Source organism: Streptomyces sennicomposti (assembly GCF_019890635.1).
Classification (GTDB): domain Bacteria; phylum Actinomycetota; class Actinomycetes; order Streptomycetales; family Streptomycetaceae; genus Streptomyces; species Streptomyces sennicomposti.
In genome coordinates, this window is sequence record NZ_JAIOAB010000040.1 from 54,566 (window position 1) to 69,265 (window position 14,700).

Annotated in this window: 13 protein-coding genes; 10 read left to right on the forward strand and 3 right to left on the reverse strand. The window is 72.5% G+C overall.

Annotated features, from left to right (window positions below):
• The first annotated feature begins 180 nt into the window (after positions 1-180).
• The 4 genes from K7787_RS21420 (at position 181) to K7787_RS21435 (ending at position 3,747) form a co-directional block, all read left to right on the forward strand.
• On the forward strand, positions 181-723 hold the full coding sequence (locus tag K7787_RS21420; RefSeq protein WP_223002595.1) for a DinB family protein: 543 nt from the start codon (positions 181-183) through the stop codon (positions 721-723).
• 155 nt (positions 724-878) lie between these two features.
• Complete coding sequence (locus tag K7787_RS21425; protein WP_223002596.1) at positions 879-1,520, forward strand: PadR family transcriptional regulator; 642 nt, start codon at positions 879-881, stop codon at positions 1,518-1,520.
• Between the two features lie 127 nt (positions 1,521-1,647).
• A complete protein-coding gene (locus K7787_RS21430) occupies positions 1,648-2,409 on the forward strand; it encodes a MerR family transcriptional regulator (protein ID WP_169439757.1) in 762 nt (253 codons plus the stop codon).
• 183 nt (positions 2,410-2,592) lie between these two features.
• Positions 2,593-3,747, forward strand: coding sequence for a DedA family protein (locus K7787_RS21435; protein WP_223002597.1), 1,155 nt, complete (start codon positions 2,593-2,595; stop codon positions 3,745-3,747).
• Between the two features lie 33 nt (positions 3,748-3,780).
• On the opposite strand, the gene K7787_RS21440 is transcribed toward K7787_RS21435, so the two are convergent.
• Positions 3,781-5,559 carry a threonine/serine exporter family protein gene (locus K7787_RS21440; protein WP_169439759.1) on the reverse strand — a complete coding sequence of 593 codons (1,779 nt, stop codon included), beginning with the start codon at positions 5,557-5,559 and terminating at the stop codon, positions 3,781-3,783.
• A gap of 120 nt (positions 5,560-5,679) precedes the next feature.
• On the reverse strand, positions 5,680-6,171 hold the full coding sequence (locus tag K7787_RS21445; RefSeq protein ID WP_009189868.1) for an inorganic diphosphatase: 492 nt from the start codon (positions 6,169-6,171) through the stop codon (positions 5,680-5,682).
• Positions 6,172-6,250: 79 nt separating this feature from the next.
• On the opposite strand from K7787_RS21445, the gene dacB reads away from it, so the two are divergent.
• The 6 genes from dacB (at position 6,251) to folE (ending at position 14,263) form a co-directional block, all read left to right on the forward strand.
• Positions 6,251-7,882, forward strand: coding sequence for a D-alanyl-D-alanine carboxypeptidase/D-alanyl-D-alanine endopeptidase (gene dacB / locus K7787_RS21450; RefSeq protein ID WP_308036421.1), 1,632 nt, complete (start codon positions 6,251-6,253; stop codon positions 7,880-7,882).
• A 197-nt stretch (positions 7,883-8,079) separates the two neighbouring features.
• The gene (locus tag K7787_RS21455) at positions 8,080-9,210 is read left to right on the forward strand and encodes an Rv3626c family coenzyme F420 biosynthesis-associated protein (protein ID WP_009189870.1); all 1,131 of its coding nucleotides are present in this window, start codon (positions 8,080-8,082) and stop codon (positions 9,208-9,210) included.
• A gap of 195 nt (positions 9,211-9,405) precedes the next feature.
• Positions 9,406-10,635: a tRNA lysidine(34) synthetase TilS gene (gene tilS, locus K7787_RS21460; RefSeq protein WP_223002598.1), complete on the forward strand. Its 1,230-nt coding sequence runs from the start codon at positions 9,406-9,408 to the stop codon at positions 10,633-10,635.
• Positions 10,636-10,744: 109 nt separating this feature from the next.
• Positions 10,745-11,305 (forward strand): hypoxanthine phosphoribosyltransferase, encoded by a 561-nt coding sequence (gene hpt / locus K7787_RS21465; RefSeq protein WP_037725102.1) that lies wholly within the window; start codon positions 10,745-10,747, stop codon positions 11,303-11,305.
• A 184-nt stretch (positions 11,306-11,489) separates the two neighbouring features.
• Positions 11,490-13,529 (forward strand): ATP-dependent zinc metalloprotease FtsH, encoded by a 2,040-nt coding sequence (gene ftsH, locus K7787_RS21470; protein WP_019982534.1) that lies wholly within the window; start codon positions 11,490-11,492, stop codon positions 13,527-13,529.
• 128 nt (positions 13,530-13,657) lie between these two features.
• On the forward strand, positions 13,658-14,263 hold the full coding sequence (gene folE, locus K7787_RS21475; protein ID WP_009189873.1) for a GTP cyclohydrolase I FolE: 606 nt from the start codon (positions 13,658-13,660) through the stop codon (positions 14,261-14,263).
• A 75-nt stretch (positions 14,264-14,338) separates the two neighbouring features.
• Here the strand turns inward: folE and K7787_RS21480 are convergent.
• A partial coding sequence (locus K7787_RS21480) for a DUF3180 domain-containing protein (RefSeq protein ID WP_223002599.1) occupies positions 14,339-14,700 on the reverse strand: 362 nt, incomplete at its 5' end.

The following is a 14,700-nucleotide window of genomic DNA, read 5'->3' on the forward strand; positions in this document are numbered from 1 at the left end:
CCGGCCCGCCCTGACCCTCCCGTTCGGCCCTTTTCCTGCTGACCCTTCCCGCCCGGACCCTTGCGGACAGAACCTGACCGCAAGGGTCCGTAGCGTGATCTGTGTCGGGGCGAGAGGGCGCCGGCGACGCCCATACGGGCGGTACGGGCGAGACGCGATACGGAAGAAGGGCGGGCCGTCATGGTCACTCATGTGCGTGCCGAGGAGCGGGGCGACGAGCGCGGGGCGCTGCTGGCGTTCCTGGAGGAGCAGCGCGGCGGCATCCGGCGGACACTGCTCGGGCTGACCGAGGAGCAGGCGCGGCAGCGGCCGAGCGCGAGCGAGCTGTCCCTCGGCGGGCTGCTCAAGCATGTCGCGGAGGTCGAGCAGGGCTGGATCGCGCGGGCGAAGCAGGAGCCGCCGGAGGTGCGGCGCGACGCGTCGAACTGGCACGAGTGCTTCGTGCTCGGCGCGGACGAGACGGTCGCCGGGCAGCTCGCGTACTGGGAGAAGGTGGCCGCCGAGACGGAGGCGTACGTCCGTTCGGTCCCCAGCCTGGACGACACCTTCCCGCTGCCGAACGACCCCTGGTTCCCGCCGGACGAGGCGGTCTCGGTGCGCTGGCTGTGTCTGCACCTGATCCGGGAGACGGCCCGGCACGCGGGGCACGCCGACATCATCCGGGAGTCGCTGGACGGGAAGACGGCGTACGAGCTGGTGGCCCTGGCGGAGCAGCAGGACTGACCCACCCGCACGGCGTCATCCGGCCCCGCCGTCGGCAGCCGAGGGCGCGATGCGGCCCGCCGCCGACGGCACGAGGGCACGATCCGGTCCCGTTGTCCAGCCCGACCCGGCCCCGGCGGTGAACGGGGCCGGGTCCCGGCCATAACCTGGACCGCATGTCAGCGATCCGCCTCCTGGTCCTGGGCGCCGTCCGCCAGCACGGGCGCGCCCACGGCTACCAGGTGCGCGGCGACCTGGAGTACTGGGGCGCCCACGAGTGGTCCAATGCCAAGCCCGGCTCGGTCTACCACGCGCTGAAGCAGCTGGCGAAGCAGGGACTGCTGCTCGCCCACGAGACCGCCCCCTCCACGGCCGGCGGCCCGCCCCGCACCGAGTACGAGATCACCGACGCGGGCGCCGAGGAGTACTTCCGGCTGCTGCGCGAGGCCCTCGTGGCCTACGACCAGCGCACGGACGTCCGCTCCGCCGCCATCGGCTTCCTGGTCGACCTGCCCCGGGACGAGGCGATCGCCCTGCTCAAGGAGCGCATCCGGCGCATCGGGCGGTGGCGGTCGGAGGTCACCGAGCACTACGTCCCCGAGGGCGGTCCCGAACAGCTCGGTCACATCGGCGAGATCATGAACCTGTGGGTGCACACGGCGGACTCCGAGGCCGCCTGGACCCAGGGCCTGGTGGACCGTCTGGAGCGCGGCGCCTACACCTTCGCGGGCGAGGGCGAGCCGTTCGTCGGCGTCCTCGCGGACGGCCAGGAGAACCCGTACGCGACGGGCGAGCGGCACCCCGGCGACGACGGCTGACGACGACCGCTGACGGCGACGGCTGGCGGCGACGGCTGGCGGCGACGGCAGGCGGCCGGCCGTTCCGGCTTGCACCTCACGCGGCGTGAGGGCCGACCGTGGACGGCGTACCGAGAAGGGAGCGGAAGTGAGCTACTCCGTCGGACAGGTCGCCGGTTTCGCCGGGGTGACGGTGCGCACCCTGCACCACTACGACGAGATCGGCCTGCTCGTACCGGGCGGGCGCAGCCACGCGGGGCACCGGCGCTACGACGACGCCGACCTCGAACGGCTGCAGCGGATCCTGTTCTACCGGGAGCTGGGCTTCCCGCTCGACGAGGTCGCGGCGCTGCTGGACGACCCGGACGCGGACCCGCGCGCGCATCTGCGCCGCCGGCACGAACTGCTGACCGCCCGGATCGACAAGCTGCGGAAGATGGCCGCGGCCGTGGAGCAGGCCATGGAGGCACGCAGGATGGGCATCGATCTCACCCCCGAGGAGCGGTTCGAGGTCTTCGGGGACAAGGACCCCGAGCAGTACGCGGAGGAGGCCGAGCGGCGCTGGGGCGGCACCGAGGCGTACGCGGAGTCGCAGCGCCGCGCGGCCCGCTACACCAAGGAGGACTGGAAGCGGATCAAGGCCGAGGCGGACGGGTGGGGACAGCGGTACGCCGCCGTGGTGGCCGCCGGTGAGCCGCCGGCCGGGGAGGCGGCCATGGACCTGGCCGAGGAGCACCGCCGGCACATCGGCACGTACTACTTCGCATGCCCGTACGAGATGCATCGGTGCCTGGGGGAGATGTACGTCGCCGACGAGCGGTTCAAGGCGTTCTACGACTCCCTGCGGCCCGGTCTCGCCGAGCACCTGAAGGACGCGATCCTCGCGAACGCCGCCCGCCACGGGGGCTGACGGCGGGGCTGGGGGAGAGGACGGGACGGCGGCGGCGCACAGCGGGGACCCGGCCGGCGCACAGCGGGTCCCCGCGAAGGCGGTGGAACCTGGGCCGTACACCATCCGTTGATACGTTGTGCGGCAGTACCACGGGGGCCGCAGCGCCGCCGTCCTTCCTCACCCCCTCAGGAGCCCGGTACCGTGACGACGCTCGCCCTCGGCCCGAGCTGGCTTGATCCGAACTACCTCCTAGACACCTTCGGCATCTGGGGCCTGCTCCTCGTCGTCTTCGCCGAGTCGGGCCTGCTGATCGGCTTCTTCCTGCCCGGAGACTCCCTGCTGTTCACCTGCGGGCTGCTGATCACCTCGAACCAGCTGGACTTCCCGCTGTGGGCCGCGATCGCCCTGATCTGCCTCGCCGCCGTCCTCGGCGACCAGGCCGGATACATGTTCGGCAAGAAGGTCGGCCCGTCCCTCTTCAACCGCCCGGACTCCCGCCTGTTCAAGCAGGAGAACGTCACCAAGGCGCACGAGTTCTTCGAGCAGTACGGCCCGAAGTCCCTGGTCCTGGCCCGCTTCGTGCCGATCGTGCGCACGTTCACGCCGATCATCGCGGGCGTCAGCGGCATGAAGTACCGCTCGTTCCTGGTCTTCAACCTCGTCGGCGGCATCCTGTGGGGCGCGGGCGTGACGCTGCTCGGCTCCTGGCTGGGGAACATCGCCTTCGTCAAGGACAACATCGAGGCGATCCTGATCCTGGTCGTCCTGGTCTCGGTGGTGCCGATCGGCATCGAGTTCCTGCGGGCCCGCTCCAAGGCGAAGAAGAACCCGCAGGCGCCCGTCCGGGACGAGGAGCCGGCCCTCGCGCAGCCGTCGCCGTACCAGCAGGCGCCGTACGCGGGACAGCCGTACGGGCAGCAGGCGTACGGGCAGCCGGTCGCGGACGACGCGACGACCCAGCTGCGCCGCATCGACCCGGGCCCCCAGGCCGCCCCCCGGCAGCAGCCCTGGCCCCGCCCGTACGGCGACCAGAACCCCCCGCAGGGGCAGCAGCGGTACGGCGGCGGCGGCCGGCACCAGCAGCAGAACCAGCACTACGGCGAGCAGTATCCCCAGCAGCAGCAGCACCCGCAGCAGCAGCCTCAGCAGCACCAGCAGCCGTACGGGCACCAGCCCTACCCGCCGCAGCACCAGCAGCCCCAGCCCCAGCAGCAGCCGTACGCGGACCAGCCCTACGGCGACCAGCAGCCTTACGCCGACCGGCAGCCCTACGCCGACCGGCAGGGCGAGTACGACCCGAACCGGGACCGGAATCAGCAGGACCCGCGGGACCAGGGCTACTACCGCGCCCCCTGACCGCCCCCGGGCCCCCGGTGGAGCGGGCCGGGGTCAGAAGCCCCTGGTCCGCTTCGCCGCCCGCCGCTTCCCGGCGGAGCCGAGCCGCAGGAACATCCGCGAGATCTCCGACCCGAGGTTCACGCCGATCGCGATGGCCATGGCGAGCGACACCGCCTTGGCCAGCGACACCAGCCCCTTGTCGATGTGGTTCTGCGCGATCCCGAGCAGACCGAAGTACGTCGCCGAACCGGGCAGCAGCGGCCCGATCGCGGCGGTGGTGTAGGGCAGCGCGGAGACGAACCGGTAGCGGGACATCAGCTGCCCGAACAGGCCCACCAGGCCCGCCGCGACCGCCGTGGACGCCACCGGCGAGATCCCGCCCACGTCGTGCATCGCGCCGTACACCACCCACGCCACGCCGCCGTTGAGCGTCACCCACAGCACACTGGACCGCTCCTGCTGGAGCAGTACGGCGAAGGTCAGCGACAGCAGCATCGAGGACACGATCTGCAGCACCGGCCGTTCGCTGCCGACCAGCGCCGCGTCCGGGTTGAGCTGCGCGCCGAGCTTCACGCCGAAGTACAGGACCAGCAGCACGCCCGTGACGATGCCGACGAAGAAGTACATGACCTCCAGCAGGCGCGCGGAGGCGGTGATGTAGAAGCCGGTCAGCCCGTCCTGCACGCCGGCCACCAGTGCCCGCCCGGGCAGCAGCGCGAACAGGCCACCGGTGATGACCGCTGACGCCTTCACGTCGACGTCGGCCACGGTCAGCGCCACGCCGATCGCGGCCGGGGGCATCGCGGCCACCGTGAACTGGTAGAACTCCGGCAGCCCGCGCCCCGCGCACAGCCACGCCAGCCGGTCGCCGAGCATCGCGCCGACCGCCGCCGCGGCGAACACCAGCGGGCCGCCGCCGACCAGCATGGAGGCCGCGCCCGCCAGCAGCCCGGCCGCGCAGGTCAGCGCCCAGCCGGGGTAGGGGTGGCGGTTGCGGCGGATCTCCGCGAGGCGCCGGTAGGCCTCCTCCAGGGAGACATGGGTCTCGGGGTCGCTCAGGTCGTCGACGAGCCGGTAGACGGCCGCCAGGCGGGTGTAGTCGGTGCCGCGGCGGCGCACCACGCGGGTGGCCGAGACCGGGTCGTCCACCAGGGACGGCTGGTAGGAGATCGACAGCAGGGTGAAGGTGACGTTCGGCTCGCAGCGGTCCAGGCCGTAGGAGCGGCACACCGCGAACATCGCGGTCTCCACGTCCTCGGCGCCCTCGCCGCCGGCCAGCAGCAGCTCGCCGATGCGCAGGGTCAGGTCGAGGACGCGCGGGACGGCCGGGCCGCCCTCCTCCGTCTTCTGCACGTGTTCGAGCGCGGGCCGCTCGGTGACCGGCATGCGCAGCATGGTGCGCATCCGGTCCTGCCAGGGGACGTCCTTGGTCAGGCTGACCGCCGGGACGCCGCCGGGCGGGGTGAAGGCCGTCGGGGCCTGCCGTGCGGTGTAGGTGCTCGGCGGGGTGAACGCGGAGCCCTCGGTGTCGGCGGCCGGCGGCTCGGGGACCTCCAGACCGGTCGGCAGGGCGAACTCCGAGGTGGTCTCGGACTCGCCGCCGCCCGCCTTGGGCGCGGCCAGCCCCTCGGGCAGCGCGAACTCCGAGGTCGTGGACGACTCGTTGTCCACCGGGGCGGGCGCCGGGGCCGTCTTCGGCACCGGGATCACCTGGGTCGTCTGCGTCGTGGACGAGCCCGGGGAAGACCCGGTCGCGGACGGGCCCGAGGGTGGCCTGAAGGCGCTCCTCGCCTCGTCCGACTGCGGCTTGCGGTCCTCCGCATCCGTCACTGGGCAACGCTCCCTGAACGACACCTTCCGTATGCCTCAGTATGCGCGGGAACGCGCACCGGCATGCCGAAGGGCCGCGTCACCCGGGTGGGGTGCACGCGGCCCGCGGGCGTCGAACGGTCAGTGACCGCCCTGCTCCTGGAAGCGCTTGCGGGACCGCTCGATCTCCGCCTCGGCGTCGGAACGGCCGACCCAGTTGGCGCCCTCGACGGACTTGCCGGGCTCCAGGTCCTTGTAGACCTCGAAGAAGTGCTGGATCTCCAGGCGGTCGAACTCCGACACGTGGTGGATGTCGCGCAGGTGCTCCACGCGCGGGTCGGACGCCGGCACGCACAGCAGCTTGTCGTCGCCGCCGGCCTCGTCCGTCATCCGGAACATGCCGATCGCGCGGCACTTGATGAGGCAGCCCGGGAAGGTCGGCTCATCCAGGATGACCAGCGCGTCCAGCGGGTCGCCGTCCTCGCCGAGGGTGTCCTCGACGAAGCCGTAGTCGGCCGGGTAGCTGGTCGAAGTGAAGAGTCGACGGTCAAGGCGGATACGACCGGTCTCGTGGTCCACCTCGTACTTGTTCCGCGAACCCTTCGGAATCTCGATCGTGACGTCGAACTCCACCGGTGGCTCCTCCATGATCAGCACATAGTTCTGGTGATTAAGTGTCCCTCACGCAGGTGTGTGATCGCGAAAGGGGCTGGTGGTCGTGCCGGAGCTGAGGGGCTGGCGGGCGGCGCGACCGCGTCTGGAACGCCTGGCACGGACCGCACGACCGCCTCTGACGCGCGCCGCGCGCTCGGTGCGGCCGGGGCTCGCGCGCCTGGCGCGGACCGCCGGGCCGCGGATCGCACGGCTCGCCGGGCCCACCGGGTCGCGGCCGGCCCGGACCAGAACCTGGCAGTACACCGCCGCTGCCGCCACCGCCGGACTGGCGCTGGCCGCCGGTGCGGTGACCGCCGCCGGTCCCTGGGACTCCACCGGTCAGCGTACGGCCGAGCGGGACCGGGCAGTCGCCCTGGAGCGGCCGGGTGGCACAGATCACGGCCGCGGTTCCGATACGTCCGCTACGTCCCGCGCCCCGGCCGGCGAACCGAAGCCCGCGCTCAGCGCCGGGGCGGTGCTGGTGGGGCTCGAAGCCGCCGGCGCCACGGTGAAGTCGGCGTCCGGCGCCAAGCCGCTGCGCGACGTCCTGGACCCGCTGCTGGGCGACGCCGCCCTCGGCGCCCGCCACTCCGCCGCGGTCGTCGACGCGGCCACCGGGCGGACGCTGTACGAGCAGGACGGCGGCCAGGCCTTCACGCCGGCCTCCGTCACCAAGATCGCCACCGCGGTCGCCGCGCTGTCCGCCCTCGGCCCCGACCACCGCTTCACCACCCGCGCCGCGCTGGAGCCCGACACCCGCGAGGTCGTCCTGGTCGGCGGCGGCGACCCCACCCTCACCGCCCGCGCGGACGCCCAGGGGTGGGCCTCGCTGCGCGGCCTCGCCGACGCCACGGCGGCCGCGCTCGCCCAGCGCGGGCTGCGCGAGGTGACGCTGTCGTACGACACCACCCTGTACGCCGGGTCCGACCTGCACCCCATCGGCGTCAACGACAACGTGGCCAGGGTGACCGCCCTGACCGCCGACGAGGGCCGCACCGACGCGTCGACCAGCGGACCCGCGCCGCGCGCCGCCGACCCGGCCGCGGACGCCGCCCGCGCCTTCGGCCGCTTCCTGGCCGGCCACGGCGTCAAGGTCACCGACCCGGGTCCCTCCAAGGCCACCGGGCGCGCGCAGACGCTGGCGAGCGTGTCCTCGCCGCCGCTGTCCGACGTGGTCGAGCGGATGCTCACCAACAGCGACAACGACATCGCCGAGGCGCTGGCCCGGCAGACGGCCGCCGCGACCGGGCAGCGTGCCGACTTCGCGGGCGGCGGCCGGGCGATCGCCGCGCAGCTGAAGAAGCTCGGCCTGCCGCTGGCGGGCGCGCAGTTCCACGACGGCAGCGGGCTGAACCGCGCCGACCGGCTCACCGCGAACCTGCTCACGGCCCTGCTGCGCACCGCCGCCGACCCGGCCCGGCCCGGGCTGCGCCCGGTCCTCACCGGCCTGCCGGTGGCCGGCTTCACCGGCACCCTGGCCGACCGCTACGCGGCGGACGGCGCGGCCGGCCTCGTCCGCGCCAAGACCGGCACGCTGACGGGGGTGAACACCCTGGCCGGCACGACGGTGGACCGCGACGGCCGCCTCCTGGTCTTCGCCTTCCTCACCGACGGCACGACAGACCCCCAGGCGGCCCAGTCGGCCCTGGACACCACGGCGACGACCCTGTCCGCCTGCGGCTGCGCCTGACCCACCCAGCGGAAACCTTTCCCCGGGCCACAGGCCCCCGGAGGGCCACCTGCGCCTCGGCACAGCCTGTGCCTCGGGTGCCGAGTGACGCCCGCCGTCGGTCCGCGCCCCGGGCGGCAGTCCCGTCGCGCCCCGGGCGGCAGCACCCCGCCGTCCACAGCCTGCCCCAAGCGGCGGCGCTCACGTACCGTTGACGCATGACGAGCATCGGTGGTGCCGCAAGTCCCGGGATGGTCGACTGGAATCTCGCGGTGGCGACCGCGACCCGGCTGGTCAGGCCGGGCCCCGAGGTGAGCCGCGACGAGGCCCGCGCGGTCGTCGCGGAACTGCGCCGGCACGCCAAGGTCTCCGAGGAGCACGTCCGCGCCTTCACCCGCCTGGGCTCCGAGGAGTCCCACGACACCCCGGTCCTGGTGGTGGACCGCCCGGGCTGGGTCCGGGCGAACGTCGCCGGCTTCCGGGAACTGCTCAAGCCCCTGCTGGACAAGATGGAGCAGCGGCGCGGCCGGACCCCCGGCAACGCCGTCCTCGGCGCCGTCGGCGGCAAGGTCACCGGCGTGGAACTCGGCATGCTGCTGTCGTTCCTCGCCTCCCGCGTCCTCGGCCAGTACGAGACCTTCGCCCCGGCCACCCGCGAACTGCCCGCCGGGGAGAACGGCGGCGGCCGGCTCCTGCTGGTCGCCCCGAACATCGTCCACGTCGAGCGCGAACTCGACGTCCAGCCGCACGACTTCCGGCTGTGGGTGTGCCTGCACGAGGAGACGCACCGGACGCAGTTCACCTCCGTCCCCTGGCTGCGCGACCACCTCGAGGGCGAAATCCAGTCGTTCTTGTCGGAGACCGACGTCGACCCCACCGCCTTCCTCGAACGCATCCGCGACGCCGCCCAGTCCCTGGTCGGCGGCCGTCCCGAGGGCGAGGAGGAGGACGGCGGCCGGTCCCTGGTCGAACTGGTGCAGACCCCCGCGCAGCGGGAGATCCTCGGCCGCCTCACCGCCGTCATGTCCCTGCTGGAGGGACACGCCGACTACGTGATGGACGGCGTCGGCCCCGAGGTCGTGCCGACCGTGGCGGAGATCCGCGAGAAGTTCCAGCAGCGCCGCGCCAAGGGCGCCTCGCGGCTCGACAGCGCCCTGCGCAAGCTGCTCGGCCTGGACGCCAAGCTGCGCCAGTACCGCGACGGCGAGCGGTTCGTCCGCGCGGTCGTCGACCAGGTCGGCATGGACGGCTTCAACCGCGTGTGGACCTCGCCGAACACCCTCCCGACCAAGGCGGAGATCGCCAAACCGGCGGACTGGGTCGCACGGGTGCACCGCAAGGGCGAGTAGGAACTCGCGTACGGACGGGGCGAACCGAATCCGGCCGACGGCAGGCGAACGCCCCTCCAATCACCCGTCCGAGGGACCGTAGGCAATGGATAGGCGTGCGATGCTCGGGGAACGGCCCGTTTCTGTCACCATCGACACACTCTGAGTGACCGATCTCGGGCTCACCCCCCGAAAACTCCGTGAAGGGAACCGGACATGGGTCCCCATCCTGCGGTCGCGGCGATACGCCTGGCGGTACGCCGCGTCCTGAACGACATCCTCGACGAGCGGACCGCGCCCGACGCGGACCCGCCCCGCCCCGAGCTGCAGACCGCGCACGCGGCCCGGCAGACCTACGGCGCGCAGGCGCGGCACGCCGCCCCCGCCCCCCGGGCCGCGCGCTGTGCCGGCCGCCCGCCCGGCGTGCCGACCCCCGGCCGCGGCCGGGACGCCGCCGCACGCCCCGCCCCCGGCCCGCAGACCGCCCACGAGCACCCGCCCGCCCCCCACGAGCGCTCCGGCGAGCGGCCCCCCTCCCCGCTCGTCCTCGTCGCCTGTTCCGGCGGCGCCGACTCCATGGCGCTCGCCTCCGCCCTCGCCTTCGAGGCCCCCAAGCTCGGCATCCGGGCCGGCGGCGTCACCGTCGACCACGGCCTGCAGACCGGCTCCGACCTGAGGGCCGGCGAGGTCGCCCAGCGGCTGCGCGAACTCGGCCTGGACCCGGTGGACGCCGTCGCCGTCACCGTGGGCCGCGAGGGCGGCCCCGAGGCCGCCGCCCGCGACGCCCGCTACGCCGCCCTCGACGCCGCCGCCGAACGCCACGGCGCCGCCGCGGTCCTCCTCGGCCACACCCGCGACGACCAGGCCGAGACCGTACTGCTGGGGCTCGCCCGCGGCTCCGGCATCCGCTCCCTGTCCGGAATGGCCGCGGTCTCGGGGGCCGGCGGCCGTTACCGGCGCCCGTTCCTGCACCTCGACCGCCAGACCGCCCGCAAGGCCTGTCTGGTCCAGTCCCTGCCCGTCTGGGACGACCCGCACAACGCCGACCCCGCCTACACCCGCTCCCGGCTGCGCCACGAGGGCCTGCCCGCCCTGGAGAAGGCCCTCGGCAAGGGCGTCGTGGAGGCCCTCGCCCGCACCGCGCAGCTCTCCCGCGACGACGCCGACGCCCTGGACGCCTGGGCCGGCCAGGCCGACGCCGCCGTCCGCGACGACGCCGGCCGGCTGGAGTGCGCCAAGCTGTCCGTGCTGCCGCCCGCCGTGCGCCGCCGCATCCTGCGCCGGGCCGCCATCGAGGCCGGCGCCCCGGCCGGTTCCCTGTTCGCCCGGCACATCGAGGAAGTCGACCGGCTGATCACCGGCTGGCGCGGTCAGGGGGCCATCAACCTCCCGGGCAAAGTCGTCGCTCGGCGGCAGGGTGGCAGACTGGTGATTCGGCAAGGCTGAATCCTTCCTCCCGGGGAGGCGCCGGTCACCCCCCTCGGGGGCGTACCGGACGGCCGGCCTCCCCGGCGGGGAGGGCCGGAACAGCCGGTGGGACGACCGACCGAAAGTGATGCGGGTGGACGCGAAAGACATGGGTGCCGACCTTCAGCAGGTGCTCATCACCAAGGAAGAGATCGACGCGAAGCTGGTGGAGCTGGCCGCGAAGATCGACGCGGAGTACGCGGGCAAGGACCTGCTGATCGTCGGCGTGCTCAAGGGCGCGGTCATGGTCATGGCCGACCTGGCCCGGGCCCTGTCCACCCCCGTCACCATGGACTGGATGGCCGTGTCCTCCTACGGCGCGGGCACCCAGTCCTCCGGCGTGGTGCGGATCCTCAAGGACCTCGACACCGACATCAAGGGCCGGCACGTCCTGATCGTCGAGGACATCATCGACTCCGGGCTGACCCTGTCCTGGCTGCTGTCCAACCTCGGCTCGCGCGAGCCCGCCTCCCTCAAGGTGTGCACGCTGCTGCGCAAGCCGGACGCCGCGAAGGTCGCCATCGACGTGGAGTGGGTCGGCTTCGACATCCCCAACGAGTTCGTCGTCGGCTACGGCCTGGACTACGCCGAGAAGTACCGCAACCTGCCGTTCGTCGGTACGCTCGCCCCCCACGTCTACGGCGGCTGACCCGGGCGGTCCCGCCCCGTACGGGTGATCGGGAACCCCGGCGGCACCGGAGCCGTTGGAGCATGCAGACGGGGACGCCGGCTCTCCCGTGCGGCTTCGGGCCACAATGCTGGGGTACCGTCAGAAGAACTGTCTTATCAAACTCACTATGGCAGGAGGGACGGGGCGGCACCGCTCCGTATGGATGGACGTGAAGCGATACTTCCGTGGGCCGGTCATGTGGATCGTGCTGGCCGTCCTTGCCGTGGTCGTGTTGATGCAGGTCGTCGGCTCGTCCGGCGGCTACAAGACGGTGGACACAGGCCAGGTCGTAGCGGCGATCAATGACAACCGGGTCCAGCAGGCCAAGCTGACCACCGGCGACGAGCAGACCATCAAGGTCGAGCTCAAGGACGGCCAGAAGGTCGACGGCAGCTCGAAGATCCAGGCGAGCTACATCGGCGACCAGGGCGTGACCATCGCCAACACGCTGCAGACCAAGTTCCAGGACAAGCAGATCCCGAAGGGCTACACGGTCTCGCCGACCAAGCAGAACGCCTTCGTCGGCGTCCTGCTGTCCCTGCTGCCCTTCGTCCTCATCGTCGTCGTCTTCCTGTTCCTGATGAATCAGATGCAGGGCGGCGGCTCCCGGGTCATGAACTTCGGCAAGTCCAAGGCCAAGCTCATCACCAAGGACACCCCGAAGACGACGTTCTCGGACGTCGCCGGCGCGGACGAGGCCGTCGAGGAACTCCACGAGATCAAGGAGTTCCTGCAGGAGCCGGCCAAGTTCCAGGCCGTCGGCGCCAAGATCCCCAAGGGCGTGCTGCTCTACGGCCCGCCCGGCACCGGCAAGACCCTGCTCGCGCGCGCCGTCGCGGGCGAGGCGGGCGTGCCGTTCTACTCGATCTCCGGTTCCGACTTCGTCGAGATGTTCGTCGGCGTCGGCGCCTCCCGGGTCCGCGACCTGTTCGAGCAGGCCAAGGCGAACGCCCCGGCGATCGTCTTCGTCGACGAGATCGACGCGGTCGGCCGCCACCGCGGCGCCGGCCTCGGCGGCGGTCACGACGAGCGCGAGCAGACGCTGAACCAGCTGCTCGTGGAGATGGACGGCTTCGACGTGAAGGGCGGCGTCATCCTGATCGCCGCCACCAACCGGCCGGACATCCTCGACCCCGCGCTGCTGCGTCCGGGCCGCTTCGACCGCCAGATCGCGGTCGACCGCCCCGACATGCAGGGCCGTCTGGAGATCCTCAAGGTCCACCAGAAGGGCAAGCCGGTCGCGCCCGACGTCGACCTGGCCGCCGTCGCCCGCCGCACCCCCGGCTTCACCGGCGCCGATCTGTCCAACGTCCTGAACGAGGCCGCGCTCCTGACGGCCCGCAGCGACCAGAAGCTGATCGACAACAAGATGCTGGACGAGGCGATCGACCGCGTGGTCGCGGGCCCGCAGAAGCGGACCCGGATCATGTCGGACAAGGAGAAGAAGATCACCGCGTACCACGAGGGCGGACACGCCCTGGTCGCGGCGGCCTCGCCGAACTCCGACCCGGTCCACAAGATCACGATCCTGTCCCGCGGCCGTGCCCTCGGCTACACGATGGTCCTGCCCGACGAGGACAAGTACTCCACCACGCGCAACGAGATGCTCGACCAGCTCGCCTACATGCTGGGCGGCCGGGCGGCCGAGGAACTGGTCTTCCACGACCCGACCACGGGCGCGGCCAACGACATCGAGAAGGCCACCGCCACGGCCCGCGCGATGGTCACCCAGTACGGCATGACCGAGCGGCTCGGCGCGATCAAGTTCGGCGGCGACAACACCGAGCCGTTCCTCGGCCGTGAGATGGCGCACCAGCGCGACTACTCGGAAGAGGTCGCCGCGCTGGTGGACGAGGAAGTCAAGAAGCTCATCGAGAACGCGCACAACGAAGCCTGGGAGATCCTGGTCGAGAACCGCGACGTCCTCGACAACCTCGTCCTGGCGCTCCTGGAGAAGGAGACCCTGGGCAAGGAGGAGATCGCGGAGATCTTCGCGCCGATCGTGAAGCGTCCGCCGCGGCCCGCCTGGACCGGCTCCTCGCGCCGTACGCCGTCCACCCGTCCGCCGGTGCTCTCCCCCAAGGAGCTGGCTCTGACGAACGGTGCGAACGGCTCGGCGGCGGCGATCAGCACCGTGAAGTCGACGGCGGCGGAGTCCGCCCCGGCCGCGGAGCAGACGCCGGAGGACCGCCCGGAGAGCTGACCGGAGCGTGACCGGGGCGGCGCGAGCCGCCCCGGCCCCGGAATGGATGCCGCGTCCCCCTGGTTCTAGCCTGGGGGGCGCGGCATTTCGCATGTCCGCTGATGAGACACACAGGAACGAGGCTTCAGATGACCGACCCCGTGACGCTGGACGGCGAGGGCACCATCGGCGAGTTCGACGAGAAGCGCGCCGAGAACGCCGTGCGCGAGCTGCTCATCGCGGTCGGCGAGGACCCGGACCGCGAGGGCCTGCTCGACACCCCCGCGCGCGTGGCGCGGGCGTACCGGGAGATATTCGCGGGGCTGTGGCAGAAGCCCGAGGACGTCCTGACGACGACGTTCGACCTGGGGCACGACGAGATGGTGCTGGTGAAGGACATCGAGGTGTTCTCCACCTGCGAGCACCACCTCGTGCCGTTCCGCGGCGTCGCCCACGTCGGGTACATCCCGTCCGCCAGCGGCAAGATCACGGGCCTGTCCAAGCTGGCCCGGCTGGTGGACGTCTACGCCCGCCGCCCGCAGGTGCAGGAACGACTCACCACGCAGATCGCGGACTCGCTGATGGAGATCCTGGAGCCGCGCGGCGTCATCGTGGTCGTGGAGTGCGAGCACATGTGCATGTCCATGCGCGGCATCCGCAAGCCCGGCGCGAAGACCATCACCTCGGCGGTCCGCGGCCAGCTCCGCGACGCGGCGACCCGCAACGAGGCGATGAGCCTGATCATGGCCCGCTGACGCGCCCCGGCGACGCCGGCCCGGCCGCCGGGCGGCACTCGTCCTGCCGGACGCCCGCGGGCGTGGGAGGGACCGTTACGCCGCCGGCTGGGCGTTGTCGTGGTTCTGGTCGTCGTCCTCGGGGAGTTTGCAGACCCGTTCGAGGAACAGGGCTGCCGCTATCACCGCGAGGCCGGCCAGGACCGAGAACGCCGCGTAAATGGCCTGGTCGCGGCGGGCGGGGATGTCGAGGAGCTCCAGCAGGAAGACGCCGGTGCCGCCGTACATCCCGGCGACCAGCGCGGCCACCAGGGCGCTGGCCTGGCCGAAGACCACCGCGCGGGCCGCCATCAGCGGCTCCACGCCCTTGGCGTCGGGCCGCCGCTCGCGCTGCGCCTTGAGCCGGGCGCGCAGCGACAGCGCGGTGGAGAGCAGGACGACGGCGATCAGGCCGAGGA

Excerpts from the sequence above, each read along its gene's own strand:
- K7787_RS21425 (WP_223002596.1), top strand. The coding sequence starts at position 879 with ATGTCAGCGATCCGCCTCCTGGTCCTGGGCGCCGTCCGCCAGCACGGG.
- tilS (WP_223002598.1), top strand. The coding sequence starts at position 9,406 with ATGGGTCCCCATCCTGCGGTCGCGGCGATACGCCTGGCGGTACGCCGC.
- ftsH (WP_019982534.1), top strand. The coding sequence starts at position 11,490 with ATGGACGTGAAGCGATACTTCCGTGGGCCGGTCATGTGGATCGTGCTG.
- hpt (WP_037725102.1), top strand. The coding sequence starts at position 10,745 with ATGCGGGTGGACGCGAAAGACATGGGTGCCGACCTTCAGCAGGTGCTC.
- K7787_RS21455 (WP_009189870.1), top strand. The coding sequence starts at position 8,080 with ATGACGAGCATCGGTGGTGCCGCAAGTCCCGGGATGGTCGACTGGAAT.
- K7787_RS21420 (WP_223002595.1), top strand. The coding sequence starts at position 181 with ATGGTCACTCATGTGCGTGCCGAGGAGCGGGGCGACGAGCGCGGGGCG.
- folE (WP_009189873.1), top strand. The coding sequence starts at position 13,658 with ATGACCGACCCCGTGACGCTGGACGGCGAGGGCACCATCGGCGAGTTC.